The sequence below is a fragment of the Paenibacillus sacheonensis genome (genome assembly GCF_009909195.1).
GTDB lineage: Bacteria > Bacillota > Bacilli > Paenibacillales > Paenibacillaceae > Paenibacillus_Z > Paenibacillus_Z sacheonensis.
Genome location: NZ_JAAAMU010000010.1, coordinates 102,250 through 127,504 on the forward strand (window position 1 = coordinate 102,250; position 25,255 = coordinate 127,504).

A 25,255-nucleotide genomic window follows, 5' to 3' on the forward strand; every position below is an offset into this window, starting at 1 on the left:
TTTACAAACCCGAGGTTATGCCTTACTATAGCGGTTGGCATAAGATCGATTACGCGACGAAGGATGGGACAGCACGAATGGAGAGAGTAGAGAGAAGCAAGGCCGGTCGCTTGAGCTACGAGCATACGTTTCGGCAGGTCGCCGGGCAGGATGAGCAAAGCACGTTGAAGTTCTTGGTGTCGCTTTACCGCGGCAACTTTTTGAATTTATCGCTGTCCGTTTTCTTTTATCTGATCAAAAGCATGCCGATCTTCGTGCTTCCGGTCGTGACGGCGAACATCATCAACATCGTCAGCCATCCCGGGGAGCATTCCGTACGCGGCTTATGGATGAATTTCGCGGTCATCGCCGTCGTCATTCTCCAGAACATCCCGACGCATACCTGGTACGTTTCCTTCATGAGCCGGGCGATACGCCACGTGGAAGCGGGCATTCGCAGCGCGCTCGTCCGCAAGCTGCAGCAGCTGTCGATTACCTATCACCGCGACTTGCAGGCAGGCAGGCTCCAATCGAAAATTAGGTACGTTCGACGAACTTATCGCGCGCAAAGGCGAATTTTATCATTTGAAGCAGCTGCAGTTGTAAACCGATCCAGCGGTTCGAAAGCCGCGATTGCCGCAGTCCCAGCACGATCATTCAGCGTGCGGAGGATTGCGGTTTTTTGTTTCGTCCATTGCGGGCAGGGTTAATAATCTACAAACAATGAAGAAACGTTAAAGAATACGAATGATACATTGACAATCATGAATAATACGGAATAGGATGGTGAATAGGCATGAAAGATTAACCAATGCACGCGATGACATGGAGGTTGAATATGTTAGCCGAGGAACGAAGGCAGCATATCTTGGAGCTGCTTGCGAAGGACGGCCGAATCGTTGCCAAAGAGCTTGCCGGCCAATTCCAGTTGTCCATCGATTCGATCAGGCGTGACCTGACGATCATGGAGGAGCAGGGCTTGCTGCAGAAAACATACGGCGGTGCCATACCACTTGCTCCCCTGCCTAAGGTGCGTACGCTGGCTCAGCCGCGCACGGCCAGGTACGGGGAAGGGGCGCCGCATCAGAACGCGATTTCCAATTACGCGGCATCGCTCATCCAGAAGAACGATACCGTCTTTATCGGCAGTGCGGGCATCCACTACGGCATGCTGAAGTATCTTCCCGCGGACGTTCCGTTTACCGTCATTACGAATTCCCTGACAATCGCGGAGACGATTCGGGGCGAGCGCCATATCGAGTCGTATCTGATCGGCGGGAAGCTTCGATCGAACGGAGACAGCATGATCGATACGATCGCATTCGAGACGCTCGGCAAGTTCAATTTCGATATCGGCTTCATTACCGGAGGGGGGATCGCTCCGAACGGAGTCAGTACGTCCACGCCGGAGGGAGCGGCTTTCGCGCGCGCGGTCGCCGAGGGGTCGAGACGTACGATTTGCCTGGCGCCGCACGAGAAGATCGGCATCCGGATGTTCGCGACTTCCGTGCAGCTGGAGCAAATCGATTTGATGATTACCGACCAGGGCGCACCCGATAAAGTAATCCGCGAAATCGAAAGCAAAAACGTCAAAGTCATAGTTGCGGACGAAGATCCGAGCGAAGGAGCTGGCCATGAGAGCGATAAAAGTTGAACGATCCGCGCCACTGCAAGGCAGCGTTACGATACCAGGCTCCAAGAACAGCGCACTCGCTCTGCTTGCAGCCACTTGCTTGGCCGACGAGCCGGTTACGCTGCACGGCATTCCCGAGATTGCCGACCTGAGGGTCATCTACGAATTGGGCAGCGAAATCGGATTGAAATTCGAACGGCCGGCCAAAGGCACCGTCATTATCGATCCTCGTTCGATCGGCGGCACGGCGCTGGATCCCGCAAAATCCTCTTCTTTCCGGGCGGCTTACTATTTCGTGGGGGCGTTATTGGCGAAATTCGGCACGGTGTCCGTCGGCTATCCCGGCGGCGATGATTTCGTCAGCCGTCCGATGGATCAGCATATCAAAGCGCTGAAGCATATGGGCGCCTCGTTCTCGTTCTTCGACCGTCACTATACGGTAGAGGCGGCAGAGCTGAGAGGCGCGGTCGTATACTTCGATATGATTACGAGCGGCGCGACGATCAACGCGATGTTGGCGGCGGTTCTTGCCAAGGGGACGACGGTGTTGATGAATGCCGCCCGCGATCCCGAGGTAACGGATACGGCGAACCTGCTGAACCGCATGGGTGCCAGGATCGTCGGAGCGGGTACGGACCATATACGGATCGAAGGCGTCAAGTCGCTGTCCGGCTGCGAGTATACCGTCATCCCCGACCGGCTCATCGCGGGCGCATTCCTGATGGCGGCGGGCGCGACCGGCGGCACGATTACCGTGCGCGACGTCATTCCGGAGCATCTGTCCTCCTGCATGTTCAAGCTCCGTGAAATCGGCATGGAGATCGAAGCGGACGGACATTCGATCACGGCGCACGCGGCAGGTCCGCTTCGGGCGACCCGGGTCCGGACCGCGATGTATCCCGGCTTCGCCACCGATCTGCAGCAGCCGCTGACCGCGCTGCTGACGCAGGCGCAGGGCAAGAGCATCATCGGCGAGCGCATCTATCCGGCACGGTTCAACCATGTCCACCAGCTTAACCGTATGGGAGCGAGCATCAAGGTGCGCTCCGGCGTCGCGTTCGTGCACGGGGGCCTCCCGCTGCGTGGATCGCTCGTGCACGCTTCGGACGTTCGGGCAGGCATCTGCTTGATACTCGCGGGCTTATGCGCCGAAGGGACGACGACGATTGCCGGCGTGCAGCATATCGACAGGGGATACGAAGATGCCGTCGGCGCTTTCCGCTCGCTTGGCGCGAATATCGAACTGCACGATTCCGACGAAGTCGCCGTCGGCAGCGTCCTCCAGCAGAGCAATTGATCGGATCGCGAGCGAAAATGAAAGAAGCCAATATTCCGCCGGCGATTGCCGGATCGAATATTGGCTTCTTCGGTTACGGCGGCCGTTACAGCGCCATGACCAGAATTTCTTTCACGTCTTGCTCGTGCAGCTTCTTGAAATTGCCGATCGGCCCGAACAGCACGGCTTCCCGCGCCATGACGTCCAGATGCTCTTCGCCGATGTCGTAGAACGACAGCGTCGCCGGCGCCCCGATTCGGGTGAAGAAGGCGCGCGTCGCGGAAATGCCGGCCAGGGCCATATCCTCGTCGGATTTGCTGCCGCGCTCGATGCCCCATACGCGCTCCGCGTATTGCGCGAATCGGCCAACGCGCTCCGCGTACACGTACTTCATCCAGTTCGGGAACACGATGGACAGACCCGCGCCGTGGGGAATGTCGTAGATTGCGCTGATTTCATGTTCGATCCCGTGGGATGCCCAGTCGTTGGCCATGCCGACGCTGATCAAGCCGCCATTAAGCGCCAAGGTGCCGCAGAGCATCAGATTGGCGCGCGCTTCATAACTGTCCGGCTTATCCAAGGCGAGCTCCGCGTTCTCGATGACCGTCTGCAGGATGGATTCGCACAGCCTTTCCTGCAGCGGCACGTCCTCCGTAAGCGAGAAATATTGCTCGAACACATGCGACATGATATCGACGATTCCGTTGACCGTCTGATCGCGCGGAACGGAAAACGTCAAGGTTGGGTCAAGAATGGAGAAACGGGGGTAAGTATGTATGCTGCCGAAGGAGCGCTTCTGCTTCGTCTCCCAATTCGAGACGACGGCATTGCCGTTCATTTCCGAGCCGGTCGCCGACAACGTCAGGATCGCGCCCATCGGAAGCGCGTCCGCGATCGCCGCTTTATGCATGAAGAAATCCCAGACGTCGCCGTCATAGGGCACGCCTGCCGCGATGGCTTTGGCAGCATCCAGCACGCTTCCGCCGCCGACGGCCAGAATGAAATCGACGCCTTCGCCGCGGCAAAGCTCAATCCCGCGTTTGACGGAGGTCAGCCGAGGATTAGGTTCAATGCCTGACAATTCTACGACTTTCGCATCGATGGAATGGAGCTGGCTCATGACTTGGTCATACAAGCCGGTTCTTTTTATGCTGCCTGACCCATATACAAGTAAAACCGTCTTTCCATAAGGCTCGACCAGTTCGCCCAGCTGCGCGGTCGTGCCTTGGCCAAAAACGATTTTGGTTGGATTCTGGTAAGTAAATGACTTCATGGTGCACCTCCAATTGGTATCGAACGGATTCTTCTATCTTAGCGATTTCGAAAACATGAAGTCAAGTTTGCGGGGGCTGGCGGTGCGGCATTATTCGACAATCAAGAATTTTCAGAAAATAAGATGCCAACTTTGGGCGCGCCGTGTATAATAATAAGCATAATTGCACCGCGTCAGTATTTATGACAAAACCTTTACAAAGACGCTACACTTAGGAGGTGGGTGCCGTTTTATGGCGAATGCAGCAACGATCGGAATCTCGTTACGCGATTTATATTTGTTCAATAAAGGCAGTCTCTATCACAGCTATCGCACATTCGGTGCGCATCCGATTCGTCTAGACGATGCATATGGCGTTCGGTTTACGGTGTGGGCGCCCCATGCGCGCGAAGTCCGGGTAGTCGGCGATTTCAACGGCTGGCATGGCGAGCGGCACGGGATGGAGCTGATCGGGGAGACCGGCGTATGGAGCCTGTTCGTGCCCAATCTCGGGCCGGGCACGGTGTACAAATACGAGATACATACGCTGGCGGGCGAACGGCTGCTGAAGGCCGATCCGTTCGCGTTTCAAGCCGAGCTGCGACCGAGCACGGGCTCCGTCGTCTCCGAGGTATTCGACTACGAATGGCATGACGTCGAGTGGCAGCGGCGCAAGCAGGAAGTCAGTCCCTACCATGAAGCGATGCTCATCTACGAGGTTCATCTCTCCTCCTGGCGCAGCTGGGGCAAGGAGTTGTTCTGGACGTACGAAGAAATAGCGGATAGCCTGGTCAACTACGTGGCGGAAGCGGGCTATACCCATATCGAGCTGCTTCCGATAACGGAGCATCCGCTCGACCAGTCCTGGGGCTACCAGGTGACCGGCTATTACGCCGCGACGAGCAGGTTCGGCAATCCGAAGCAATTGATGTATCTGATCGACCGCTGCCACCAGCGCGGCATCGGCGTCATTCTGGATTGGGTGCCGGGCCATTTCTGCAAGGACGACCATGGACTCCGTTTGTTCGACGGTACGCCGATCTTCGAGGGAACCGACCTGAAACGGGCGGAGAAGCCTTTGTGGGGAACCTTGGCATTCGATTTCGGCCGTACGGAAGTACAGAGCTTTCTCATATCCAATGCCATCTACTGGATGGACGTTTTCCATATTGACGGCCTTCGCGTGGACGCCGTCGCCAGCATGATCGACCTTCATTTCGACAAACCCCCTGAAATGCTTACGTACAATACGTTTGGCGGCACCGAAAATATCGACGCCATCCGCTTCCTGAAAGTACTGAACGAAACGGTATTTCATTACTTCCCGGACGCCCTGATGATTGCGGAAGACTCCTCTTCCTGGCCGGCGGTCACGTCGCCGACGTACATGGGCGGCCTCGGCTTCAATTTCAAATGGAACATGGGCTGGATGAACGATATGCTCCGTTACATGGCGCTCGATCCCGGCGAGCGGATGCGCCATCACAATCTCATTACCTTCTCGCTCGTATATGCCTTCTCCGAGAATTACGTGCTGCCGCTGTCCCACGACGAGGTCGTGCACGGCAAGTATTCGCTGCTGAACAAAATGTCCGGCAGTTACGAGCAGAAATTCGCTCAGCTTCGCTTGTTCTACGGCTTCTGGATGACGCATCCAGGCAAGAAGCTGCTCTTCATGGGCGGCGAGTGGGGGCAGTTCGACGAATGGAAGTACGATGAACCGCTCGATTGGCAGCTGCTCGCTTATCCGAAGCACGGCAGCATGCATCATTACGTCAAGACGCTGAACCGCGTCTACGGCGAGCAATCTTCCCTGTGGGAACGGGATTGCGATCCCGGCGGCTTCGAATGGATCGACGTGCATAATGCGGCGCAGAGCGTCATCGTGTTCATGCGGCGCGGGCACAGCGAGAACGATTTTTCGATCGTCGTCTGCAATTTCTCGGCCCGCCATTATCCGGAGTATCGCATCGGCGTACCCGAGCCCGGTCAATACCGGCATGCTCTCCACAGCGAGGCGGCAGCCTTCGGCGGTGCCTTGGCGCATCCGCAGGAAGTTCTATACAGCTCCAAGACGGCTTGGCACGGCAGACCGTGCAGCTTGACGCTCGATCTGCCGCCGCTATCGTTCCAATTGCTCGTGTTTGCCGCGGGGGAACATGGCCGCGACCGCTATTCCGCTTTGCCTGGCATGACGTAAGGAACATATTTGCGCTGCGGCAGGCCGCTCGCAGCCGAGAAGGAGAGGGTGTCCATGGGCAGAAAAAGAATGGTAGCCATGCTGCTCGCCGGAGGAGAAGGCAAGAGATTGGGCGTCTTGACCAAGGACTTGGCCAAACCGGCGGTCCACTTCGGCGGTAAGTACCGCATTATCGATTTCACTTTAAGCAACTGCGCCCATTCGGGCATCGACACCATTGGCGTGCTTACGCAATATCAGCCGCTTGTCTTGAATGCGTACCTGGGGATCGGAAGTCCTTGGGGGCTGGACCGGCGGGACGGGGGAATGGCGATTCTTCCTCCTTACGTGAAGTCGAAGGGCGGCATGTGGTACAAAGGGACCGCGAATGCCATTTATCAGAACATGGGCTTCATCGATCAGTACGACCCGGACTACGTGCTCGTGATTTCCGGTGACCATATTTATAAAATGGACTACGATCTCATGCTGCGAGAACACGAGGAACGCGGCGCCGACGTCACGATCGCCTGCATCGAGGTGGATTGGAAAGAAGCAAGCCGCTTCGGCATCATGCACGTGAACGAGGAGGGTGCCATCACCTCATTCGAAGAGAAGCCGAAAGTGCCCACGAGCAATATGGCGTCCATGGGCGTCTATATTTTCTCCTGGCCCGTTCTCCAGCAATATTTGATCCGCGACGAGGCGAACCGCCACTCCGGGAATGATTTCGGCAAAGATATTATTCCGGCCATGCTGCAGGACGGGGTTAAACTGCAGTCGTATACGTTTAATGGCTATTGGAAGGACGTCGGCACGCTCGAGAGCTTGTGGGAAGCGAACATGGATCTCTTGTCCGAGCAGCCTGCGCTGGACTTGAACGATCGCAACTGGCGAATCTATTCCGTCAATCCGAACCGGCCGGCCCATTATGCGGCGGCAACCGCAGAGATCGTCGATTCGCTTGTAACGGAAGGCTGCATCGTCGAAGGTCTCGTACAGCGCTCGGTATTGTTCCACGGGGTGCAGGTGGGAGCGGGAAGCGAAATTCGAGAATCCGTCATCATGCCGAACGTCAAGATCGGCAAAGGTGTCCGCATTTATAAATCCATTCTTGGAGAAGGCGCCATCATCGGGGACGGCGTCGTCGTCGGAAGTCCGAACAGTGAGTCCGTCACCGTTATCGGAAGCGACGAGCTTGTCACGGCCAATCATTCGCTGCAGGAGGTCGAGCACTCATGAATTCATCCATTTTGGGCGTCATCAATCTCATTCACGAATCGGACGAAATGGAGTCGCTGACCGCAAGCCGCTGCTTGGCGACGGTGCCTTTCGGCGCACGGTTCCGACTGATCGATTTTACGCTCTCGAGCATGGTCAACTCCGGCATCAATAAGGTCGGCGTGTTCGCGCAGACCAAGTACCGCTCCCTCATGGATCATCTCGGTTCCGGCAAGCACTGGGACCTCCATCATCGCCAAAGCGGCTTGTTCATCATGCCGCCGGTGACGGACGACGTCAACGAGGTGCGCCGCGGCGACCTCTACCACTTCTATCAGCATCGGGATTTCTTCACCCGCAGCACGCATGACTTCGTGCTCGTGACGCGAAGCCACATGATCTGCAATATCGATTTCGAAGGCGTGCTCGCTTCCCACAAAGCGAGCGGAGCGGACATTACGGTCATCTGCAAGGAGGAGTCCGCGCTGTTCGGCGGACGGGCAAGGAAGGTGCAGATTGACGAGAAAGGCCGCGTGACCGCGATGCAGGACCATTTCGGAAGGATGGAAAGCGATCTGGTCTCGATGGAAATGTACCTGATGCGCAAAGAGCTGCTCCTCGAGCTGGTCGATACGTCGCTGGCGCAAGGGCAGGACCATCTCGTCCGCCATGCCATCATGTCGCGCGTCGACAAGATGCGCATTCAGTGCTACAAGTACGATGGTTACTTGGGCGTCGTGAACACGCTGAACAGCTACTATCAGAACAGCATGCAGCTGCTTCGTCCGGACGTATGGAAGAGCCTGTTCTTCGAGCCGGGGCCGATCTTCACGAAGGTCAAGGATGAGCCGCCCGCGCGTTACGCGGAAGGGGCGAAGACGAGCAATTCGATTATCGCCAACGGCTGCATCATCGAAGGCACGGTCATTAACAGCATTCTGTTCCGAGGCGTGCATGTCCGCAAGGGCGCGGTCGTCCGCAACAGCATCGTCATGCAGAACGGCATCATCGGCGAGAACAGCACGGTCAATCATGCCATTCTGGACAAAGACGTGACCGTGGAACGCAGCAGGGAGCTCTACGGCGCGGAAGCGTCGCCGTTTATAGCGCTCAAGCGGAAGGTTATCTAATCCTTGTTCAATCCAATTTCTTTATCTGATCCAATGAATTGCATCAACGGCCGCGAGGCGTAGATCGCGGCCGCAGTCGAGGTGAAACTACAAGATGAAACTATTATTTGCAGCTTCCGAAGCGGTGCCGCTCGTGAAAACGGGCGGCCTCGCCGACGTCGCGGGCGCGCTGCCGAAGGCGCTCCGCGCGAAGGGCGCGGACGTCCGGGTTATTTTGCCGAAATACGGCTCGATTCCGCCGGCGCTCGCGGACCAATTCGAAACGATCGCGACGTTCACCGTACGGCTCGGCTGGCGGGATCAATACTGCGGTTTATTGAAGGCGGAAATCGACGGCATCATCTACTATTTGATCGATAACGAGTTTTATTTCAAACGGAGCGGTCTGTATGGGTACGACGACGATGCGGAGCGATTCGTGTTCTTCTGCTATGCGGTCATCGAGTCGCTGTTCCATTCCGATTTCCACCCCGACGTCATTCACTGCCATGATTGGCAGACGGGCCTCATTCCGTTCCTGTTGAAGACGCGGTACAGGCACATGCCTGGGACGCGGGATCTCGCTTCCGTCTACACCATCCATAATTTGCGGTACCAAGGCGTGTTCGGGCGCGAGCTGCTGAAGGATTTGCTCGGTTCGGGCGACGAGCTGTTCGGTTCGGAGGGCATCGAGTTCTTCGGCGCGGGCAATTGCATGCTGGGGGGACTTCGTTATGCCGACAAGCTGACGACGGTCAGTCCGGCCTATGCGCATGAGATCCAGACGGAATATTACGGCGAGAAGCTTGACGGCCTGCTGCGGTATCGCTCGGGCGACTTGAGCGGCATCGTGAACGGCATCGACACGGAGCTGTTCGATCCGATGAACGATCCGGCATTGTCGGTGCCGTATCGGGGATCCCTGCCGCGCAAGCGCAAGAACAAGCTGGCGCTGCAGCGTGAGCTCGGCCTCGCGGAATCCGAGGATACGCCGCTGATCGGCATCGTATCGCGGCTTGTCGATCAGAAGGGCTTCGATCTCATCGAGGCCGTGCTGGAGGAAATCCTGTCGGAGAATCTCCAGCTGGTCATTCTCGGCTCCGGAGACTGGCATTACGAGCAGATGTTCCGCAAGGCGCAGGCGAAGCGTCCCGGCCAGGTGGCCACGTGGTTCGGCTTTAACGACGGACTGGCCCGGCGCATATACGCGGGAAGCGATATGTATCTGATGCCGTCGCAGTTCGAACCGTGCGGCCTCAGCCAGCTGCTTGCGCTTCGCTACCGGTCCGTGCCGATCGTGCGCGAAACCGGCGGTCTTCGCGATACCGTTCATGCGTACAATGAATTTACGGGCGAAGGCAACGGCTTCAGCTTCGCGAATTATAACGCCCATGATTTGTTGTACACGGTGCAGCGCGCGGTTCGATTCTATCGGGAGCCGGAAACGTGGCAGCGCATCGTCGCGAACGGCGCGAAGGAAGACTTCAGCTGGACGCGTTCGGCCAAGGCGTACCTGGCGCTGTACGGCTCCCTGGTGCCGCAAAGAGAGGAGAGTTCCGAATGGCCCGTCATCTTGTAATCGGAAACGGCAAAATCCTGATGAATCTGGATGCCAACTGCTACATACGCGATATTTATTATCCGTTCGTCGGCCAGCTCAACCATGTCGGCGGTCAGTATTGCCGGTTCGGGATTTGGGTCGGCGGCCAATTCTCCTGGCTGGAGGATCCCGAATGGAAATTCCAGCTCTCCTATATCGCGGATTCGCTCGTCACGAACGTGATCGCCCGCAACGACAGGCTCGCCATCGAGCTGCATATCAACGACGGGATCCATCAGCGGGAGAGCATCTACATCAAGCGCGTTCTTATCCGCAACTTGGGCACGGAATCGCGCGAATGCCGGCTGTTCTTCCATCACGACCTGATGATCGACGGTTCCGAGGTCGGCGATACCGCGGCGTATTATCCCGAGAACCATACGCTGTATCATTACAAACGCTCATCGTACTTCATGTTCAACGGCTTCTCGGACGAAGGCGGCATGATGCAATATACGACGGGAATCAAACGGTTCCAGTCTGCGGAAGGCACTTGGCGCGACGCCGAAGACGGCAATCTCATGGGCAATTCCATCGCGCAAGGTTCCGTCGACAGCACGATCAGCTTCCGTACGGTCGTGCCTCCGGGCGGCGACAAGACGGTCTTCTACTGGATGTCGATCGGCAAAAATCTCGAGGAAGTCAAGGAACTGAACCAATATGTCCAGGAAAGCCATCCCGAGAAGCTGCTCAGCCGGATCGTCATCTACTGGAATCACTGGCTGAATCGCGCGGAGCAAAATCTCGGCGATCTCACGCCGGAAGCGATCAACCTGTTCCGCTTGAGCTTGCTGATCGTGCGAACGCAAACCGACGAGGGCGGCGCCATCATTGCCGCGAACGACACCGATATCTTGCAATACAACCGTGACCATTACAGCTACATGTGGCCGCGCGACGGCGCGTTGATCGCGGATGCCATGTCGGCTGCGGGCTTTCAAAGCGTCATCGCGCCATTCTTCCAGTTTTGCGCGCAGGCGCTGTCGCCGGACGGCTTCCTGTTTCACAAGTACAATCCCGACGGAACGGTCGGTTCCAGCTGGCATCCGTATATCGTGCAGGGCAGCAGGCGTTTGCCGATCCAAGAGGACGAGACGGCGCTCGTGCTGTTCGCGTTGTGGAAGGACTACACGCGGAATCAGGTCATCGAGCTGCCGCAGTCGCTCTATCATAATCTGATCCGCAAAGGCGCTACGTTTCTTAGCCAATATATGGAGCATGCGTTGTCGCTGCCCAAACCGAGCTACGACTTGTGGGAGGAACGGTACGGGATCTGGACGTATACGGCGTCTTCCGTGTATGGCGGCCTGATGGCGGCTGCGTTCTTCACGGAGCTGTTCGGGGATTACGAACGGAGCGACCAGCTGCACAAGACGGCGGAGAGCATCAAGCAGGGCATTCTGACGCATCTCTGGGACGAAGAATCGGGCCGTTTCGCCCGCGGGTTGATCCAGAAGGACAATCGCTGGGTGAAGGACATGACGCTGGAGAGCAGCATGTTCGCCATCTGGGAATTCGGCGTCCTTCCCGTCGACGACGAGCGCGTCGTGAAGACGATGCACGCCATTCGAGACGGCCTGACGATCAAGACGCATGTCGGCGGCGTAGCCCGGTATACGAACGATTATTATTTTCAGCAGTCGGGCGATATCGAGAACGTGCCCGGCAATCCGTGGGTCATCTGCACGCTGTGGGTGGCCAACTTCGAGATCGAGTCCGCCAAGACGCTCGCCGATTTGGCCAAACCGCGCGCCACGCTGCAGTGGGTCGTCCATACCGCCCTCTCGAGCGGCGTGCTGCCGGAGCAGCTGCATCCGAACGACGGCAGTCCGATGTCGGTCGCGCCGCTGACCTGGTCCCATGCGACGTACGTGCAGTCCGTGACCCGCTATGCGGAGAAATACGCGGAGCTGTCCGCGGCCGGCGTGTCCGAAACGGCGAAATAATCGATTTTCCCGCAGAGCGAATTATGGTGAAGCGAACAAGAGCTGAAACGACTACGGGCCGTCTTGTCAGGTCGCGCCTTGACCCTGGCAAGACGGTCTGTTCTTGTTGTTTGGCGAATCCATATTCACCGTCCAGCGCCGCAAACGCTCCGGCATTGACTTCATCCTGGCTTAATCTCCATGCGTTGCGGGTATTAGGATGTCGCAGAAGGATCAAGGCACAGTAGTATGGGATGTTAAGTATTCTAACATTTACGTATTCTAACATTACGCTGCGGATGCTTGATTATACTTCTTGTCCGGCAAGAGCGTCGCGAAAGAGCTAGCGAAGCAGAGAGGCAGCCTGACAATGTCGGTCAAGTCAAGCTAATACTCCGCGAGCACCTATGCGAAAAAAAACGCCCCGCCTCTTGACAATTGTCAGTTGAATCTGAATAATAAGAAATCACAGATCCATATTTGGCGTAAACCAAAGACACGGTTCCCGTCGTCGGGCTGCACAGAGAGAGGGATGATTGCTGCGAATCCCTTCTGCGCCGAGATGCGGAATTACCACTTTGCAGCCGTCACGTTGAACCCGCCGACTCGGTGTCGCGGCTGTAAACGGAACCGACTCATCCCCGTTACCGGATTCCAATAAGGATCTTGGCTTCGCGCCGCGCAGGCGCGGGGAGCCGGATCGAACTAGGGTGGAACCACGAGCCGAACGCACTCGTCCCTTTTGGGCGAGATGCGTTTTTTTGCGTTCACGCGGAAGAGCCGACGGTCCCGTGCGCCGCGGGACTGCGCATGCCGGCTTGCCGCAATTCGATCGAACGGAGGAAGGTTCATGGAAAACAAGGTCAACGTAAGGATGGCGGACGGTTCGGAGCGCAGCTGCGGCAGAGGGGAATCGATCGCGACGCTTGCGGAAGCCATCGGTCCCGTGCTTCGCAAGAACGCCGTGGCAGGCAAGGTAGACGACAGGCTCGTGGATTTGGACTTTGCCGTCGCGCAGGATTGCGCGGTGGAGATCATTACGCTCGAGAGCGAGGCAGGGCTTGCGGTGTACCGGCACAGCACGGCCCATCTGATGGCGCAGGCGATCAAGCGCTTATATGGCGGGAAGGCGGTCCGGCTTGGCGTCGGTCCCGTCATCGAGGACGGATTCTACTACGATGTCGCGGTCGCGGAACCGCTGACGCCCTCCGACCTGCGCGCCATCGAGAGAACGATGGAGGCGATCGTGCGGGAAGACTTGCCCATCGTCCGCCGAGAGGTTAGCCGGGACGAAGCGCTGGCGTTATTCGCGGCGCGGGGCGAGGGGCTGAAGCTGGAGCTGATTCGCGATTTGCCGGACGACTCGGTCATCTCGGTCTACGAGCAGGGAGAATTCGTCGACCTCTGCCGCGGGCCTCATCTTCCGTCAACGGGGCGGATCAAGGCATTCAAGCTGCTGAGCGTCGCCGGCGCTTATTGGCGCGGAGATGCCGCGAACGCCGTGCTGCAGCGCATCTACGGCACGGCTTTCCTGAAGTAGTCGCAGCTGGAGCGTCATCTCGAGCTGCTGGAGGAAGCGAAGAAGCGCGATCACCGGAAGCTCGGCAAGGAGCTCGAGCTGTTCATGTTCTCCGAGGAAGCGCCGGGCATGCCGTTCTTTCTGCCCAAAGGCATGGTCGTGCGCACGCTGTTGGAAGAGTTCTCCCGCGAGCAGAGCCTGAAGCGGGGCTGCGAGGAGGTGCGCACGCCGCTCATCATGAACCGGCGTCTCTGGGAGCAGTCGGGCCACTGGGAGCATTATAAGGACAATATGTATTTCACGCAGGCGGACGAGACGGATTTCGCGCTGAAGCCGATGAACTGCCCCGGCCATATGCTGATCTTCAAGAATCGGCTGCGGTCTTACCGGGAGCTTCCGATTCGGATCGCGGAGTTCGGCCACGTGCATCGGCACGAGTATTCCGGCGCGTTGAACGGAATGATGCGCGTCCGGGCGTTCTGCCAGGACGACGCCCATCTGTTCGTGAGGCCCGATCAGATCGAGGACGAGATCGGAAGCGCCATCGCGCAGATCGACGAGACGTACGCCGCCTTCGGCTTCGAATACCGCATCGAGCTGTCGACGAAGCCGGATGTCGCCATGGGGGAGCAGGCGCTCTGGGACCGCGCGGAGCAGTCGCTCGAGAAGGTGCTGCTGGACCGCGGCGCCCAGTATCGCATCAATCCGGGGGACGGGGCGTTTTACGGGCCGAAAATCGATTTTCACATCCGCGACGCGATCGGACGGAGCTGGCAGTGCGCGACGATACAGCTGGATTTTCAGATGCCGGAGAAATTCGACTTATCGTACGTCGGAGAGGACGGCCTGAAGCATCGGCCCGTGGTGATCCATCGCGCCGTATACGGGTCGATCGACAGATTCGTCGGCATTCTGACGGAGCATTACGCCGGCGCGTTCCCGCTGTGGCTGGCCCCCGTGCAGGCGAAGGTCATCCCGGTCTCGGACAAAGACGCGGATTACGCGCTGGACGTCGTTTCTGCGTTGAACGAAGCCGGACTAAGGGCGGAGGCGGATCCGCGGCAGGAGAAGCTGGGCTACAAAATCCGCGAAGCGCAGCTGGAGAAGGTTCCGTATATGCTCATCATCGGCGAAGCGGAGCGGCGTGCAGGGGCGGTATCCGTCCGCAAGCGCGGAGAAGGGGACATCGGTTCTGTATCCTTGCAGGCGTTAATCGCGAAGCTGAAGGCGGAAACTGCTGCCCGCAGCTGACTGCTCGGTAGCGCCGTTAGTGCCGGTACTGCCGGTAGAGTTAAGGGTTCCGTTAGCGTAGGCAGTGTCTCTGTTCCGGATTGTCATCAGATGCGTTGCATAAACCCTTGACGGGACGGCCGGGGCGGCGCTAGTCTATTGCTGACAGCCCGGAGACGGCAAGCGAGTTACAATCCGACGATTGATTAAGGAGGCTTCCCGCATGAGCACGCTTGATGATGTCAAGGAAGTGACGCTCCCCGAGCGCCGGTATATCGGAATGGCGATCACGTCGCCGTTCGCGGCGCATGATCCGAAGCGCGTCGAGCAGCTGCAGAAGCTGTTCCTCAGCCGCAGGTTCGAGATCAAAGGCCTGCTGGACGCCGAGACGTATGTCTGCCCCTCCTTCGTATGCGAGCAGCTGTTTACCTATTTGTTCTGCATGGAGGTCAACCAGCTGTCCGCCGTTCCCGAGGGGATGATCGGATTCGCGATCCCGGAGCAGCGATACGCGACGGTGCGGGCGTCCGGCGCCGATCCTTACGACTTGCTGCATGCTTATCTGAAGGCGAAAGGACAGCAAAACAACAAACGCGGTATGGCGCTTGAAGTCTATCGGGTGCATAAGCCGGTTTGGCCGGACGAGGTCGACGTCTATATCCCGCTGCTGTAAGGCAGCGGAATCCCGTTAACGAAAAACAGATCCTGCCCGAAGGCAGGATCTGTTTTTGTTAGGTTACAAAGGTTGCTCGAAGTCAGGCTCAGAAGAAGCCGCCGCGAAGAACGATTACGAGCAAGATATAAAGGACGAGAATTACGCCTGCGCATCCCCAAAGTCCGCCGCCGATGCCGCCGACGCCGCCGCAACCGATTCCTGCACCGCCTACACCATTCATGTATCCCACTGTACATACCTCCTGAGTGGTTAATTTGTGATGTTTCTTATCACATAGGTAATATATGAGCGCGGCACGAAATCGTTTGGACGTTTGTACGGGGTACATCTATAATTACGCATTCGCCCAGTTGGCAACCCCTTCAGTTCCGCGGGCAGGGCGTGGCGGGGGGACAACAGCCCGTACCATAATACCGCAATGCCGGCTTTGCGAACTGCCGAATGTTGCTGATCCGGGATTCGGCCCGCGTATGAACGCCGTTGCCGACGAGCACCAGTGCGGAGCTGCTGACGGCGATGATTTCGATCGAACCGACGCTGATCCGCGGCTCGCGGTTCGTGGTCCGCATCTCGAGCGGTTCTTTTGCCGCTTCCGCCAGCCAAGGCGTAATGGGAGGGACCGGCTGATTGAAGATATCGTAAGACTCGAAGTAGACGTTCTGCGAGTCGAGGTGGTCGGACTCCCGCTGAACGGCAATACCTCTTATGAAGGCGTTGACGTCCGCCCGGTCCCCGAACTGGGCGATGGATGCGGTACCGATGCTTGTCAGGCAGACGCCGCCGACCTCCGATACGCGGACAGGGTAGTCCGAATCCTCGACAGCAGGAAGCCGGTCAGGGCCCGCATTGCGCTTCATCGGGCGATGTCCCTCAGTCCGCTTCTATTCAACCGCTCTTCGGCCTCTTGCTCGAGCGCGCTCTCTCCCAGGGCTTCCTCGGCACCTTCGGGCGCTTCCAGCGGCGCGAATGGACCGACGATAACGGACTCCGGCGGCGTGTCGAACATCGAGACGAGCGAGATGGTCTGGGTGTCTCCGATTTGCAAGATCGAGGCGCTCGCAACGGCAGTCAATTGGATGCTTCCGACGGCGAGGACATGGTTCACGACATGGAGCTGCATCATCATTTCTCCTTTTTGTTCCGTTTAACTTCGTTTAGGAAGGGTTAAGCAGACGGCCGACGTAATTTCGCAAAGCCGTATCGATGTCGCGCTTCGTCTTGCGGACGACTTCCTCCTGGAATTCCGTGCCGGTCGGGTCGGACGCCGCCTCGGCATGTTTATCGCGCGAGAGCGTCTGCATATAAAATTGGATGCGCTGGCTCATCTGCTTGCGAATATCCTCGATAACCAGCCTGCGATGGAAAGGGTCGAGCGCGATGCCCGTCTCGGCTTCGAGCTGCTGCAGCTGCTGCGGCGCGGCGGCATCCAGATAACAGTCGATGGCATGGCGGATTTCCGCGTATGGCGGAGCGGGGGTGACTGACGGAGGAATGCCGAGAGACGAAGGCGTTGGAAACTCATGCGGTACATTCGTTGCCTGCGGATCCATTTGGGGTTCCTTGGACGTGATGGGATCGTTCACGACGCCTGCGCTGAATGGATGTCCGCCCAGCCCGTTGCCGACAAGGACGCCGCCGGTGCTGCTGTCCGTTCCGAAATTGTGCCCGCTGACGCTGCCTTTACCGAGATTAGCGCTGCCGTTACCGCCGCCATTGCCGCTGCCGGTACCATGTCCACTGCTATTACCGCTGCCGGTACCATTTCCATTACCGCTGCTGCCGCCAACTGGCATGACCAGCTGGCCAATTTCTTTGATTTGCTCCTCGTTCGGCACCGACATGCCGATATTGAGCGTTCCCGAGAGCTTTTCTACTTTCAGTTGATCGAAATGATATTGAATCGTATCCACGTGATAGTACGGTTTGTTCTCCAGCGCGTCCAGTCGTTCGTTCAACGCGTCAAGCTGCCTGCACAACCGGTTGATAAGCGCTTGCTGGTCGTTCACCTGGCACTGCAGCTGCTGTACGTATTGGTTGAGGCCCATGACCATTTGCCACGGAGATGGCGTCCTCTGGGGTTCGTTTTGCATTTGCAGGCACCTCCGGCGTTAATGCGGATTCGGCAGCGGTACGAAATTGACGGGATTCTCTCCAAGCTGCGGCGCCGGTTCCGTGAATCCGCCTGTGTTGTACATTTGGGCGTTGGAAGCGATGGAACCCGCCGTCCCGACTTGCAGGACGGAAGAGTTCGCAACGCTGTCTACTCGAAGCTGATGAATCGTGATCGACTGATGAACCGTCAGATTCATTAGACGTTGACCCCGTTCGCGACGTTGTTTTCCGTGTTATCTTGAACGTCGGGATCGTTCGTGTTCGTGGCGCTGACGGCGGTGTTGGAGTTCGCCAGGCTGCCGGTCAAGAACGATCCGGAGCCTGCGTACGTTTTGGAAGAACTCGCCGGCGAAAGCTGGACCGAATCGCCGAATTGCACGATGGCGCTCGAGCCGACGCTGATGACTTTGACGAAGCCGACTATGGCAGGCATGCGCGTCACTCCTTTTTTGATCTACAGCGAGCAGATGTTACATCTTATGCGGCATTCGCCCAGAGGTGAATGCCCGGGAGGAGGCCTGTGACGGGAGACTGGGCGTTCGCATATAGATGAAGCATATGCAAGGAGCGGAGGAATGGGAGATGGCATTGAACTGGGAGGAATTGGAACAGTGGATGGAAAATCAGCAGCTGCCCAAAGGGTTTGACGTGTTTCGCCAATCCGATTGGATCGAGAATTATGTCCGGGGGATGATGAACAAGGCAATCCCCGCCGCGTCTGCGGCGTTTCAGACGACGAACGCCAACGTCGCCGAGACGAAGCGGTTCGTGGTCGTCACGTATCCGATCGGAGAAGGAATCGACTTGGCTTCCGTCCGGCTGTTGGCGAAGGAAGACAGGCTTAAGCTTAGCGGGCTGCCGGGGGGGAAGGACGAAACGATCCGGCTGCCGAAACTCGTGCTTCCGAGGACCTGCCAGGCCGAGTATGATGGAGCCGTGCTTAAGATCAAGCTGCGCAAGCGCCCGCCGAGCAAAAGGTCGCATGTCGCCATGATTCAAGGGAAATGAACCAACGCCCGTTCACGGAACTGTCACCAATTCTTCCGATCTTCCGATTATAGGCGGCTGGCTATAGGGACGATCATTGGCTTATAATGCAAGTATAGATCTTGCATAGGGAGTGTTTTCCGTGACGCTGGTGGATGTAAGCCAAATTTCCGCGACCCTGTTCGTATTGGGCGCGATATTTATTATGCTGGTCTTCGGCCTGCTCAGCTTCGGCATTTTGAAAATGTTCCAGCTCAGATACCGCGCGGGCGTGTACAGCTTCATCGGCGCGGTCGTCAGCGGCGTCGTGTTCGGTATTATTTTGAATGAATGGTACGTCTGAGCGCTGTCGTTTTTGGAGAAAGCCGCTTCCGCCGCCTGAATTTCGGGCGCCCGGAAACGGCTTTTTTGTCATACGGGGACAATTTCAGGCTATGCCGGCGGGCCGGTACCCATTCCGGACGGCCGCAATAAATTTGTTTGTCCAAATCGGGGCAGCATGTTTAAAAATAGTCAATAATCCAAGTTGCCAGATCATAAGATGGAGTATAAGATAATGATATGAGAGAATATTCAGAACATTTCGTCAATGAAATAAGCGAAGGGAGGGATTGCCGATGAACAAAAGCCATGAAGTTGAGTATTGCAATTTGGAGCTGCGATTCGACCGACGGCAAATCCAAAATCTCATTCGGGATTTGATCCAAGAAGGTTATTCGCTATATTGGAGCGAAACGGAAGTTTATTTTCTCATCTCCGTTCGGAGCGGGCGCAAGCTGGTTAAGCTCCGTTTCCAACGGATGCGCAATCGCTACAAGATCGTCGGCGATTATTTGATCAAGGACGAGAAGCTGTCGGATCTGCTCGAGAAGCTCATTAACGATTCCCGCGGACATGCGGTGGTCAAACGTTTCAAAGACAGACAGATCGTGATCGAAAGCATTATGTTTGGCGAAATCATACGTCTTGTGGAGGTGTCCGGCATGGAACATCGGATCATTTATCAGAAGAAACCTTTCGTCACTGTGGAAGAAGTGATTCAGGCGTTTCAGTCCAAACGGGCCGAAGAACGGGCGTCCGTGCTGCGCTACGAGCTTGATTACGAATTATCCGTCCTCCACGAAGCAATAACGGAAGGCCGCGAAACCGACATGGCGCAGTCCAAAGAGAGGCTGCAATCCCTAAGAACTGAGATGATACAGCTTGAACTTTGAAATACCCGCGTTCGCAGATATGAAATAAGCCTCCGGTCGATTGCGAACCGGGGGTTTATTTTGTTTGCGGACGGCGGTTCGACAATTTTCTGTCCGACATGGTTTTCTTTGGAGAGTAAAAAGAGTAAAATAGGAGTATTGTATGCGTAATGAGCCTCTTGGCGCGGCGCAAATGCTTCAACACAATATCAGAGAAAAGGTGTGGAGAAAATCATGTCTAAGCAGCAAATCGGCGTTATCGGTCTTGCCGTCATGGGGAAGAACCTCGCGCTCAATATTGAAAGCAGAGGCTTTACCGTATCCGTATTCAACCGTTCCCGCGAGAAAACGGACGACCTGATGAAGGAAGCAGCAGGCAAAAACCTGACCGCTACATACACGATCGAAGAATTCGTGCAATCCCTGGAAGTTCCACGCAAAATCCTGATCATGGTTCAGGCCGGCGCCGGCACCGACGCGACGATCGACTCGCTCGTTCCGCTGCTTGACCAAGGCGATATCATCATCGACGGCGGGAATGCCTACTTCCCGGATACGGTTCGCCGCAGCAAAGACCTGGAAGGACGCGGAATCCGCTTCATCGGCACAGGCGTTTCCGGCGGCGAGGAAGGCGCGCTGAAAGGCCCGTCCATCATGCCTGGCGGCCAAGAATCCGCCTACAAGCTGGTCGAGCCTATTCTGACGGCCATCTCCGCGAAAGTCGGCGGCGACCCTTGCTGCACGTATATCGGACCGGACGGCGCGGGCCACTACGTCAAAATGGTTCATAACGGCATCGAGTACGGCGACATGCAGCTCATCTGCGAAGCCTACGACCTGTTGAACCGCGTGCTTGGCGTCAGCACGGAAGAGCTTCAATCCATCTTCACCGAATGGAACAAAGGCGAGCTCGACAGCTACCTGATCGAGATCACGGCCGATATTTTCTCCAAATACGATCCGGAAACGAATAAGCCGATGGTCGACGTGATCCTCGACTCCGCGGGCCAGAAGGGTACGGGCAAATGGACGAGCCAAAGCGCGCTGGATCTCGGCGTGCCGCTTTCGATCATTACGGAATCCGTCTTCTCCCGTTTCTTGTCGGCCCTCAAGCAAGAGCGCGTCGAAGCAAGCAAGCTGCTGAAAGGACCGCAAACGGCTCCTTTCCAAGGCGACAAAGCCGCCTTCATCGAAGCCGTTCGCAAAGCGCTGTTCGCTAGCAAAATCTGCTCCTACGCGCAAGGCTTCGCTCAAATGCGCGCCGCATCCGACGAGTTCGGCTGGAACCTCCGCTACGGCGACATCGCGATGATCTTCCGCGGCGGCTGCATCATCCGCGCGGGCTTCCTGCAAAACATCAAGGATGCCTACGACCGCAACGGAAACCTGAGCAACCTGCTGCTTGACGAATACTTCAAAGAAATCGTGGAATCGTACCAAGGCGCATGGCGCGAAGTCGTCGCGACGGCCGTAACGCAAGGTATTCCGGTACCTGCGTTCTCGAGCGCCCTGTCCTACTACGACAGCTACCGCACGGAGCGCCTTCCGGCGAATCTGCTGCAAGCGCAGCGCGATTACTTCGGCGCCCACACGTTCAAACGCGTCGACAAAGAAGGATCGTTCCACTTCAATTGGATTCAATCGTAAGACCCGAGATAACCTCCTGCAAGCATTGGCGCAGCCGGTCCGCTTCATGACCGCAGCCGCCGCGCTGCTTCAGCAGCAGAAGGGAAGCTTCGGCGAAACTTTGGAATTTGGTTAACAAGAGTGGCTGAGGGAGACCGACCAAGTCGGGTGCTCCGTCAGCCATTTTCTTTTTCACGAAGGCGAGCGTCCAGACCACGTCTTCGCGCGATAGCGGGTGATCGGGATTGTTGATGCGGTTGATCCGATATCGGGCGGAGAAGGGCTCAGGCAATGAAGCCATGAAAGTCACTCCTTTTTTAAATGTAAGCACCAGTACTAACAACTCTACGGTAGAATCAAGTTTTTTATACCCGAGTATGTCTAAAAATGCTATAATCATGGAACATGTTTATCGTGTTAAGACATCAAGAAAGGGGATTGTCATGAGCGACGATCAGCCGCTGCAGCATGTTGTACTGATCGGTTTCATGGGCACTGGCAAGTCTACGGTCAGCAAACGGCTGGCGGAGCATTTGGGCTGCGCGGCCTGCGACGTGGATGCCGAGATCGTGAAGCGAGAGAGAGAAGAGATTGCCTCCATCTTCGCGAGCCGGGGCGAGGAAGCTTTCCGGGCCGCGGAGACAGCGGCGCTGGACGCCGTGCTCGGTGCGCAGGATAAGCTTGTCATTGCGACCGGAGGCGGCGCCGTATTGTCTTCCGTCAACCGCGAGCTGATGCTCCGGAAGGGTTATGTCGTCGCGCTCACGGCGCATCCGGAGCGAGTGATCGCGCGCGTCAGCCAAGACCCTGACCGCCCGCTTCTGCAAGGCGGCGTCCGGGAACGCGTCTACAAGCTGCTGGAAGACCGGAAGCACGCTTACGATTTTGCCCATCTGACGATCGATACGACGGATCTTACCGTCGACGAGATCGTGAACCGCATTGCAGAAGCTGCTGCCCGTAACGGCCAACATTCCAACTCATAAAGGGGATCTACGCATACCATGGACGTTCTAGTTACTCCTACTCCCAAATTGCAAGGCGAGCTTCAAGCGCTTTCCTCCAAAAACTATACGACGCGCTACCTGTTGGTCGCTGCGCTCGCGGAAGGCACCAGCACGATCTACTATCCGGCCCACAGCGAAGACAGCGATGCCATGCGCCGCTGCATTCGGGATCTCGGCGCCGTGATCGAGGAAGACGATGAGAAAATCACGATTACGGGCTTCGGCGCGCATCCGCGCGACGTAAAGGAGCTTGACGTCGGCAACGCCGGCGCCGTCCTGCGTTTCCTGATGGCAATCGCGGCATTGGCGCCTGACGTCACGTTCATTAACCGCTATCCGGACTCGCTCGGCAAGCGCCCTCATGACGATCTGATCGACGCCTTGGGCCAGATCGGCGTGGACGTCCAGCATAACGACGGCAAGCTGCCGATCACGATCCGCGGCGGCAGCGCGGTCAAAGGCGGAAAAATCCAAGTGTCCGGCAATGTCAGCTCCCAATTTCTCAGCGCGTTATTATTCCTCACGCCGCTGCTGCAGGAAGACAGCGAGATTGAAGTGCTACATGATTTGAAGTCCAAAGTCGTCGTCGGCCAGACGCTGGAAGTGCTGGAGCAGGCGGGGATAGTCATCGAAGCCAGCGATGACCTGATGCGCTACCGCGTGAAGGGCGGACAGAAATACGCGGCGAAGGAATATATCGTGCAAGGGGACTACCCCGGCTCCGCAGCCGTGCTTGCGGCAGCAGCCGTTACGCAATCCGACGTAAAGCTGCACCGCTTGATGGAGAACAGCAAGCAGGGCGAGCGCGCGATCGTCGACGTGCTTCGCATGATGGAAGTACCCTTGACGCATGACAACGGCGTTGTGCACGTTCAAGGCAACGGCAGACTAAAAGCGCTGGAATTCGATGGCGACAAAGCGACCGATGCCGTGCTTGCGATGGTTGCGGCAGCCGTGTTCGCCGAAGGGACCTCGCGCTTCTACGACGTCGAGAACCTGCGTTTCAAGGAATGCGACCGCATCACCGATTACTTGAACGAGCTGCGCAAAGCAGGCGCCAACGTAGAAGAGCGCCGCAGCGAAATCATCGTTCACGGCCGTCCCGAAGGCGTTGAAGGCGGCGTGGAAATCAATGCCCACTACGATCATCGGGTCATTATGGCGCTGACTGTCGTCGGACTTCGCGCGAAAGCGCCGATCCGGATCCGCGACGCGCACCACGTGGCCAAATCGTACCCGATCTTCTTCGATCACATGAAGGCGCTCGGCGCGAACGTGGAATGGGTTGAATCCGACTAAGCCATGCTAACCATAGCATCCTTGCGATAAGTAGCGGGTAAACGCATTGGTCGGGATATGACATTTTCCAGATGGAAAGGATGGATCTCGTATGGCATTCTCGAATCCTTCTCGGGAAGAAATCAAGCGCATATTAGAGTCGGCGGGCACGATCGCGGTCGTCGGCTTATCCGATAATCCGGAACGCACCTCGCATATGGTGTCGGAGGCGATGCAGGCGAAAGGCTACCGCATCGTTCCCGTCAATCCGAACGCGGAGACGATTCTCGGGGAGAAAAGCTATCCTTCGCTGTCCGACATCCCGTTTCCCGTTGATATCGTGAACGTATTCCGGCGCAGCGAGCTTACGCCGCCGATCGCGGAAGAAGCAGCTGCCATCGGCGCCAAAGTGCTTTGGCTCCAGCTTGGCGTCGTGAGCGAGGAAGCGGCGGCCATTGCGGAACAGGCAGGACTGCTGGCCATTATGGACCGTTGCATCAAGGTCGAGGATTCCATTCTGCTGCCGCAAGGCAAATCCAGATCCTAACAGTCATAAAAAAACGGGTTCCCTCCAACAATAATGGAGGCTTTAAGGGGCTGAAGCGCCGAAGCGGCATGCTCCTTGGCTAATCCACGATATTCTAGGAGGACACAACACCCATGAACCAATTCGGACAACAGGGCTTTAACGGAAATCAAGCTTCTTTCGCAAACCAACAATCGTTCGGGATGAATCAAGCCCAAAGACAGCAAAACCGTTATCAGCCTTCGGGTTACGTACAATCCCAGTATCAAGGTATTTCGAGACAAGCCGGAAGCATTTCCGCACAGTCCAATACGGGTCCGGTCATTTCCCACCTTGGTTACACGGCAGGCAATGCCTATAATCAACAGTCTTCCTCCCAGAATTCATATGGTGGAGCTTCCTCCTACTCGGCGAACGCATCGCAGCCGGTCATCTCCCATTTCGGAGGCTACCAAGCGCAAAACGCGCAGCAGGCGCAGTACGGCCAACAGCCTTACCAGCAATCGACGCATTACATGCAGTCGGCGCAGCCGGTTCTTAGCCACTTGGGCGATACAAGCGGTCAAGACGCGATTCGCGGCCGCGGCAATTACGGGATGACCGGCGGTATGGGATCTGCGGGCATGCAAAATCAAAACCATCAATACGGCGCTACCCAATATACGAGCCATGCCGGTAATAACCCGGTTCTGCAAAGCACCGGCTACTCCAATCAAGGACCGGTGATTTCCCGCCACGGCTTTACGGCGAACGGACAGTCATCGATGGGCAGCAACAGCCAGCAGCGCTTCTAGGAGCAAGGCATATAAGCTGAGCGAAACGGCGAACGGCGGACGAAAGAGTCCGCCGTTTTCTTTTGACAACGGCAGGGGAAACCCTTACGATCAAGACAAGCGTCTTCACTTTGACAGGGACAGGATTTCGTAA

General features: G+C 57.0%; 25 protein-coding genes and 1 pseudogene. 18 read left to right on the top strand and 8 right to left on the bottom strand.

What is annotated here, in order from left to right:
* Positions 1–77: 77 nt before the first annotated feature.
* From GT003_RS19150 to murA, 3 genes are all read left to right on the top strand, one after another.
* Positions 78–689: an ABC transporter ATP-binding protein gene (locus tag GT003_RS19150; protein ID WP_161700774.1), complete on the top strand. Its 612-nt coding sequence runs from the start codon at positions 78–80 to the stop codon at positions 687–689.
* Positions 690–817: 128 nt separating this feature from the next.
* Positions 818–1,633 carry a DeoR/GlpR family DNA-binding transcription regulator gene (locus tag GT003_RS19155; RefSeq protein ID WP_161700776.1) on the top strand — a complete coding sequence of 272 codons (816 nt, stop codon included), beginning with the start codon at positions 818–820 and terminating at the stop codon, positions 1,631–1,633.
* The gene (gene murA, locus GT003_RS19160) at positions 1,614–2,909 is read left to right on the top strand and encodes a UDP-N-acetylglucosamine 1-carboxyvinyltransferase (RefSeq protein WP_161700778.1); all 1,296 of its coding nucleotides are present in this window, start codon (positions 1,614–1,616) and stop codon (positions 2,907–2,909) included. Before GT003_RS19155 ends, murA begins: the two co-directional genes overlap by 20 nt.
* An 85-nt stretch (positions 2,910–2,994) precedes the next feature.
* Here the strand turns inward: murA and GT003_RS19165 are convergent, their stop codons facing one another.
* A complete protein-coding gene (locus GT003_RS19165) occupies positions 2,995–4,161 on the bottom strand; it encodes an iron-containing alcohol dehydrogenase (protein ID WP_161700780.1) in 1,167 nt (388 codons plus the stop codon).
* Between the two features lie 232 nt (positions 4,162–4,393).
* On the opposite strand from GT003_RS19165, the gene glgB reads away from it, so the two are divergent.
* The 7 genes and pseudogenes from glgB (at position 4,394) to GT003_RS19200 (ending at position 15,596) form a co-directional block, all read left to right on the top strand.
* Positions 4,394–6,340 carry a 1,4-alpha-glucan branching protein GlgB gene (gene glgB / locus GT003_RS19170; RefSeq protein ID WP_161700782.1) on the top strand — a complete coding sequence of 649 codons (1,947 nt, stop codon included), beginning with the start codon at positions 4,394–4,396 and terminating at the stop codon, positions 6,338–6,340.
* 54 nt (positions 6,341–6,394) lie between these two features.
* On the top strand, positions 6,395–7,561 hold the full coding sequence (locus GT003_RS19175) for a glucose-1-phosphate adenylyltransferase (RefSeq protein WP_161700784.1): 1,167 nt from the start codon (positions 6,395–6,397) through the stop codon (positions 7,559–7,561).
* A complete protein-coding gene (gene glgD / locus GT003_RS19180; protein WP_170312272.1) occupies positions 7,558–8,670 on the top strand; it encodes a glucose-1-phosphate adenylyltransferase subunit GlgD in 1,113 nt (370 codons plus the stop codon). Before GT003_RS19175 ends, glgD begins: the two co-directional genes overlap by 4 nt.
* Positions 8,671–8,764: 94 nt before the next feature.
* Positions 8,765–10,228, top strand: coding sequence for a glycogen synthase GlgA (gene glgA, locus GT003_RS19185; protein ID WP_161700786.1), 1,464 nt, complete (start codon positions 8,765–8,767; stop codon positions 10,226–10,228).
* Complete coding sequence (locus tag GT003_RS19190) at positions 10,210–12,195, top strand: glycoside hydrolase family 15 protein (RefSeq protein WP_161700788.1); 1,986 nt, start codon at positions 10,210–10,212, stop codon at positions 12,193–12,195. Before glgA ends, GT003_RS19190 begins: the two co-directional genes overlap by 19 nt.
* Before the next feature lie 829 nt (positions 12,196–13,024).
* A pseudogene (thrS, locus tag GT003_RS19195) lies at positions 13,025–14,944 on the top strand (threonine--tRNA ligase).
* A gap of 202 nt (positions 14,945–15,146) precedes the next feature.
* Entirely contained in the window at positions 15,147–15,596 is a 450-nt protein-coding gene (locus GT003_RS19200) for a GyrI-like domain-containing protein (protein WP_161700790.1), read from the top strand.
* 88 nt (positions 15,597–15,684) lie between these two features.
* On the opposite strand, the gene GT003_RS32145 is transcribed toward GT003_RS19200, so the two are convergent.
* The 6 genes from GT003_RS32145 to GT003_RS19225 form a co-directional block, all read right to left on the bottom strand.
* The gene (locus GT003_RS32145; protein WP_204798879.1) at positions 15,685–15,819 is read right to left on the bottom strand and encodes a sporulation protein YjcZ; all 135 of its coding nucleotides are present in this window, start codon (positions 15,817–15,819) and stop codon (positions 15,685–15,687) included.
* 142 nt (positions 15,820–15,961) lie between these two features.
* Positions 15,962–16,456 (bottom strand): spore germination protein GerPE, encoded by a 495-nt coding sequence (locus tag GT003_RS19205; RefSeq protein ID WP_161700792.1) that lies wholly within the window; start codon positions 16,454–16,456, stop codon positions 15,962–15,964.
* Positions 16,453–16,719 (bottom strand): hypothetical protein, encoded by a 267-nt coding sequence (locus tag GT003_RS19210; RefSeq protein ID WP_239565722.1) that lies wholly within the window; start codon positions 16,717–16,719, stop codon positions 16,453–16,455. Before GT003_RS19210 ends, GT003_RS19205 begins: the two co-directional genes overlap by 4 nt.
* 34 nt (positions 16,720–16,753) lie before the next feature.
* Positions 16,754–17,689: a spore germination protein GerPC gene (gerPC, locus tag GT003_RS19215; protein WP_161700794.1), complete on the bottom strand. Its 936-nt coding sequence runs from the start codon at positions 17,687–17,689 to the stop codon at positions 16,754–16,756.
* Between the two features lie 18 nt (positions 17,690–17,707).
* Positions 17,708–17,908 carry a spore germination protein GerPB gene (locus tag GT003_RS19220; RefSeq protein WP_161700796.1) on the bottom strand — a complete coding sequence of 67 codons (201 nt, stop codon included), beginning with the start codon at positions 17,906–17,908 and terminating at the stop codon, positions 17,708–17,710.
* Complete coding sequence (locus GT003_RS19225; RefSeq protein ID WP_161700798.1) at positions 17,908–18,144, bottom strand: spore germination protein; 237 nt, start codon at positions 18,142–18,144, stop codon at positions 17,908–17,910. Before GT003_RS19225 ends, GT003_RS19220 begins: the two co-directional genes overlap by 1 nt.
* Before the next feature lie 116 nt (positions 18,145–18,260).
* Between GT003_RS19225 and GT003_RS19230 the strand changes: the two genes are divergently transcribed.
* The 4 genes from GT003_RS19230 to gndA all read left to right on the top strand — a co-directional run bounded on the left by GT003_RS19230 (position 18,261) and on the right by gndA (position 21,538).
* Positions 18,261–18,719, top strand: a complete 459-nt coding sequence (locus GT003_RS19230) for an Hsp20/alpha crystallin family protein (protein WP_161700800.1) — start codon at positions 18,261–18,263, stop codon at positions 18,717–18,719.
* Positions 18,720–18,840: 121 nt separating this feature from the next.
* Positions 18,841–19,041 (top strand): hypothetical protein, encoded by a 201-nt coding sequence (locus GT003_RS19235; RefSeq protein WP_161700802.1) that lies wholly within the window; start codon positions 18,841–18,843, stop codon positions 19,039–19,041.
* Positions 19,042–19,315: 274 nt separating this feature from the next.
* The gene (locus tag GT003_RS19240; protein ID WP_161700804.1) at positions 19,316–19,912 is read left to right on the top strand and encodes a hypothetical protein; all 597 of its coding nucleotides are present in this window, start codon (positions 19,316–19,318) and stop codon (positions 19,910–19,912) included.
* A gap of 213 nt (positions 19,913–20,125) precedes the next feature.
* The gene (gndA, locus tag GT003_RS19245; RefSeq protein WP_161700806.1) at positions 20,126–21,538 is read left to right on the top strand and encodes an NADP-dependent phosphogluconate dehydrogenase; all 1,413 of its coding nucleotides are present in this window, start codon (positions 20,126–20,128) and stop codon (positions 21,536–21,538) included.
* Here the strand turns inward: gndA and GT003_RS19250 are convergent.
* Positions 21,519–21,818, bottom strand: a complete 300-nt coding sequence (locus tag GT003_RS19250; RefSeq protein ID WP_161700808.1) for a hypothetical protein — start codon at positions 21,816–21,818, stop codon at positions 21,519–21,521. The genes gndA and GT003_RS19250 overlap by 20 nt on opposite strands.
* Before the next feature lie 142 nt (positions 21,819–21,960).
* On the opposite strand from GT003_RS19250, the gene GT003_RS19255 reads away from it, so the two are divergent.
* The 4 genes from GT003_RS19255 (at position 21,961) to GT003_RS19270 (ending at position 25,122) form a co-directional block, all read left to right on the top strand.
* Positions 21,961–22,503 carry a shikimate kinase gene (locus tag GT003_RS19255; protein ID WP_161700810.1) on the top strand — a complete coding sequence of 181 codons (543 nt, stop codon included), beginning with the start codon at positions 21,961–21,963 and terminating at the stop codon, positions 22,501–22,503.
* Between the two features lie 18 nt (positions 22,504–22,521).
* Positions 22,522–23,823: a 3-phosphoshikimate 1-carboxyvinyltransferase gene (gene aroA / locus GT003_RS19260; protein ID WP_161700812.1), complete on the top strand. Its 1,302-nt coding sequence runs from the start codon at positions 22,522–22,524 to the stop codon at positions 23,821–23,823.
* Positions 23,824–23,914: 91 nt separating this feature from the next.
* Complete coding sequence (locus tag GT003_RS19265) at positions 23,915–24,349, top strand: CoA-binding protein (protein ID WP_161700814.1); 435 nt, start codon at positions 23,915–23,917, stop codon at positions 24,347–24,349.
* Between the two features lie 113 nt (positions 24,350–24,462).
* Complete coding sequence (locus GT003_RS19270) at positions 24,463–25,122, top strand: hypothetical protein (RefSeq protein WP_161700816.1); 660 nt, start codon at positions 24,463–24,465, stop codon at positions 25,120–25,122.
* Positions 25,123–25,255: the final 133 nt, after the last annotated feature.

Coding starts and splice junctions, on each gene's coding strand:
- GT003_RS19150 (WP_161700774.1), top strand. CDS start 78: ATGGAGAGAGTAGAGAGAAGCAAGGCCGGTCGCTTGAGCTACGAGCAT.
- GT003_RS19155 (WP_161700776.1), top strand. CDS start 818: ATGTTAGCCGAGGAACGAAGGCAGCATATCTTGGAGCTGCTTGCGAAG.
- murA (WP_161700778.1), top strand. CDS start 1,614: ATGAGAGCGATAAAAGTTGAACGATCCGCGCCACTGCAAGGCAGCGTT.
- GT003_RS19165 (WP_161700780.1), bottom strand. CDS start 4,161: ATGAAGTCATTTACTTACCAGAATCCAACCAAAATCGTTTTTGGCCAA.
- glgB (WP_161700782.1), top strand. CDS start 4,394: ATGGCGAATGCAGCAACGATCGGAATCTCGTTACGCGATTTATATTTG.
- GT003_RS19175 (WP_161700784.1), top strand. CDS start 6,395: ATGGGCAGAAAAAGAATGGTAGCCATGCTGCTCGCCGGAGGAGAAGGC.
- glgD (WP_170312272.1), top strand. CDS start 7,558: ATGAATTCATCCATTTTGGGCGTCATCAATCTCATTCACGAATCGGAC.
- glgA (WP_161700786.1), top strand. CDS start 8,765: ATGAAACTATTATTTGCAGCTTCCGAAGCGGTGCCGCTCGTGAAAACG.
- GT003_RS19190 (WP_161700788.1), top strand. CDS start 10,210: ATGGCCCGTCATCTTGTAATCGGAAACGGCAAAATCCTGATGAATCTG.
- GT003_RS19200 (WP_161700790.1), top strand. CDS start 15,147: ATGAGCACGCTTGATGATGTCAAGGAAGTGACGCTCCCCGAGCGCCGG.
- GT003_RS32145 (WP_204798879.1), bottom strand. CDS start 15,819: ATGAATGGTGTAGGCGGTGCAGGAATCGGTTGCGGCGGCGTCGGCGGC.
- GT003_RS19205 (WP_161700792.1), bottom strand. CDS start 16,456: ATGAAGCGCAATGCGGGCCCTGACCGGCTTCCTGCTGTCGAGGATTCG.
- GT003_RS19210 (WP_239565722.1), bottom strand. CDS start 16,719: ATGCAGCTCCATGTCGTGAACCATGTCCTCGCCGTCGGAAGCATCCAA.
- gerPC (WP_161700794.1), bottom strand. CDS start 17,689: ATGCAAAACGAACCCCAGAGGACGCCATCTCCGTGGCAAATGGTCATG.
- GT003_RS19220 (WP_161700796.1), bottom strand. CDS start 17,908: ATGAATCTGACGGTTCATCAGTCGATCACGATTCATCAGCTTCGAGTA.
- GT003_RS19225 (WP_161700798.1), bottom strand. CDS start 18,144: ATGCCTGCCATAGTCGGCTTCGTCAAAGTCATCAGCGTCGGCTCGAGC.
- GT003_RS19230 (WP_161700800.1), top strand. CDS start 18,261: ATGAAGCATATGCAAGGAGCGGAGGAATGGGAGATGGCATTGAACTGG.
- GT003_RS19240 (WP_161700804.1), top strand. CDS start 19,316: ATGAACAAAAGCCATGAAGTTGAGTATTGCAATTTGGAGCTGCGATTC.
- gndA (WP_161700806.1), top strand. CDS start 20,126: ATGTCTAAGCAGCAAATCGGCGTTATCGGTCTTGCCGTCATGGGGAAG.
- GT003_RS19250 (WP_161700808.1), bottom strand. CDS start 21,818: ATGGCTTCATTGCCTGAGCCCTTCTCCGCCCGATATCGGATCAACCGC.
- GT003_RS19255 (WP_161700810.1), top strand. CDS start 21,961: ATGAGCGACGATCAGCCGCTGCAGCATGTTGTACTGATCGGTTTCATG.
- aroA (WP_161700812.1), top strand. CDS start 22,522: ATGGACGTTCTAGTTACTCCTACTCCCAAATTGCAAGGCGAGCTTCAA.
- GT003_RS19265 (WP_161700814.1), top strand. CDS start 23,915: ATGGCATTCTCGAATCCTTCTCGGGAAGAAATCAAGCGCATATTAGAG.
- GT003_RS19270 (WP_161700816.1), top strand. CDS start 24,463: ATGAACCAATTCGGACAACAGGGCTTTAACGGAAATCAAGCTTCTTTC.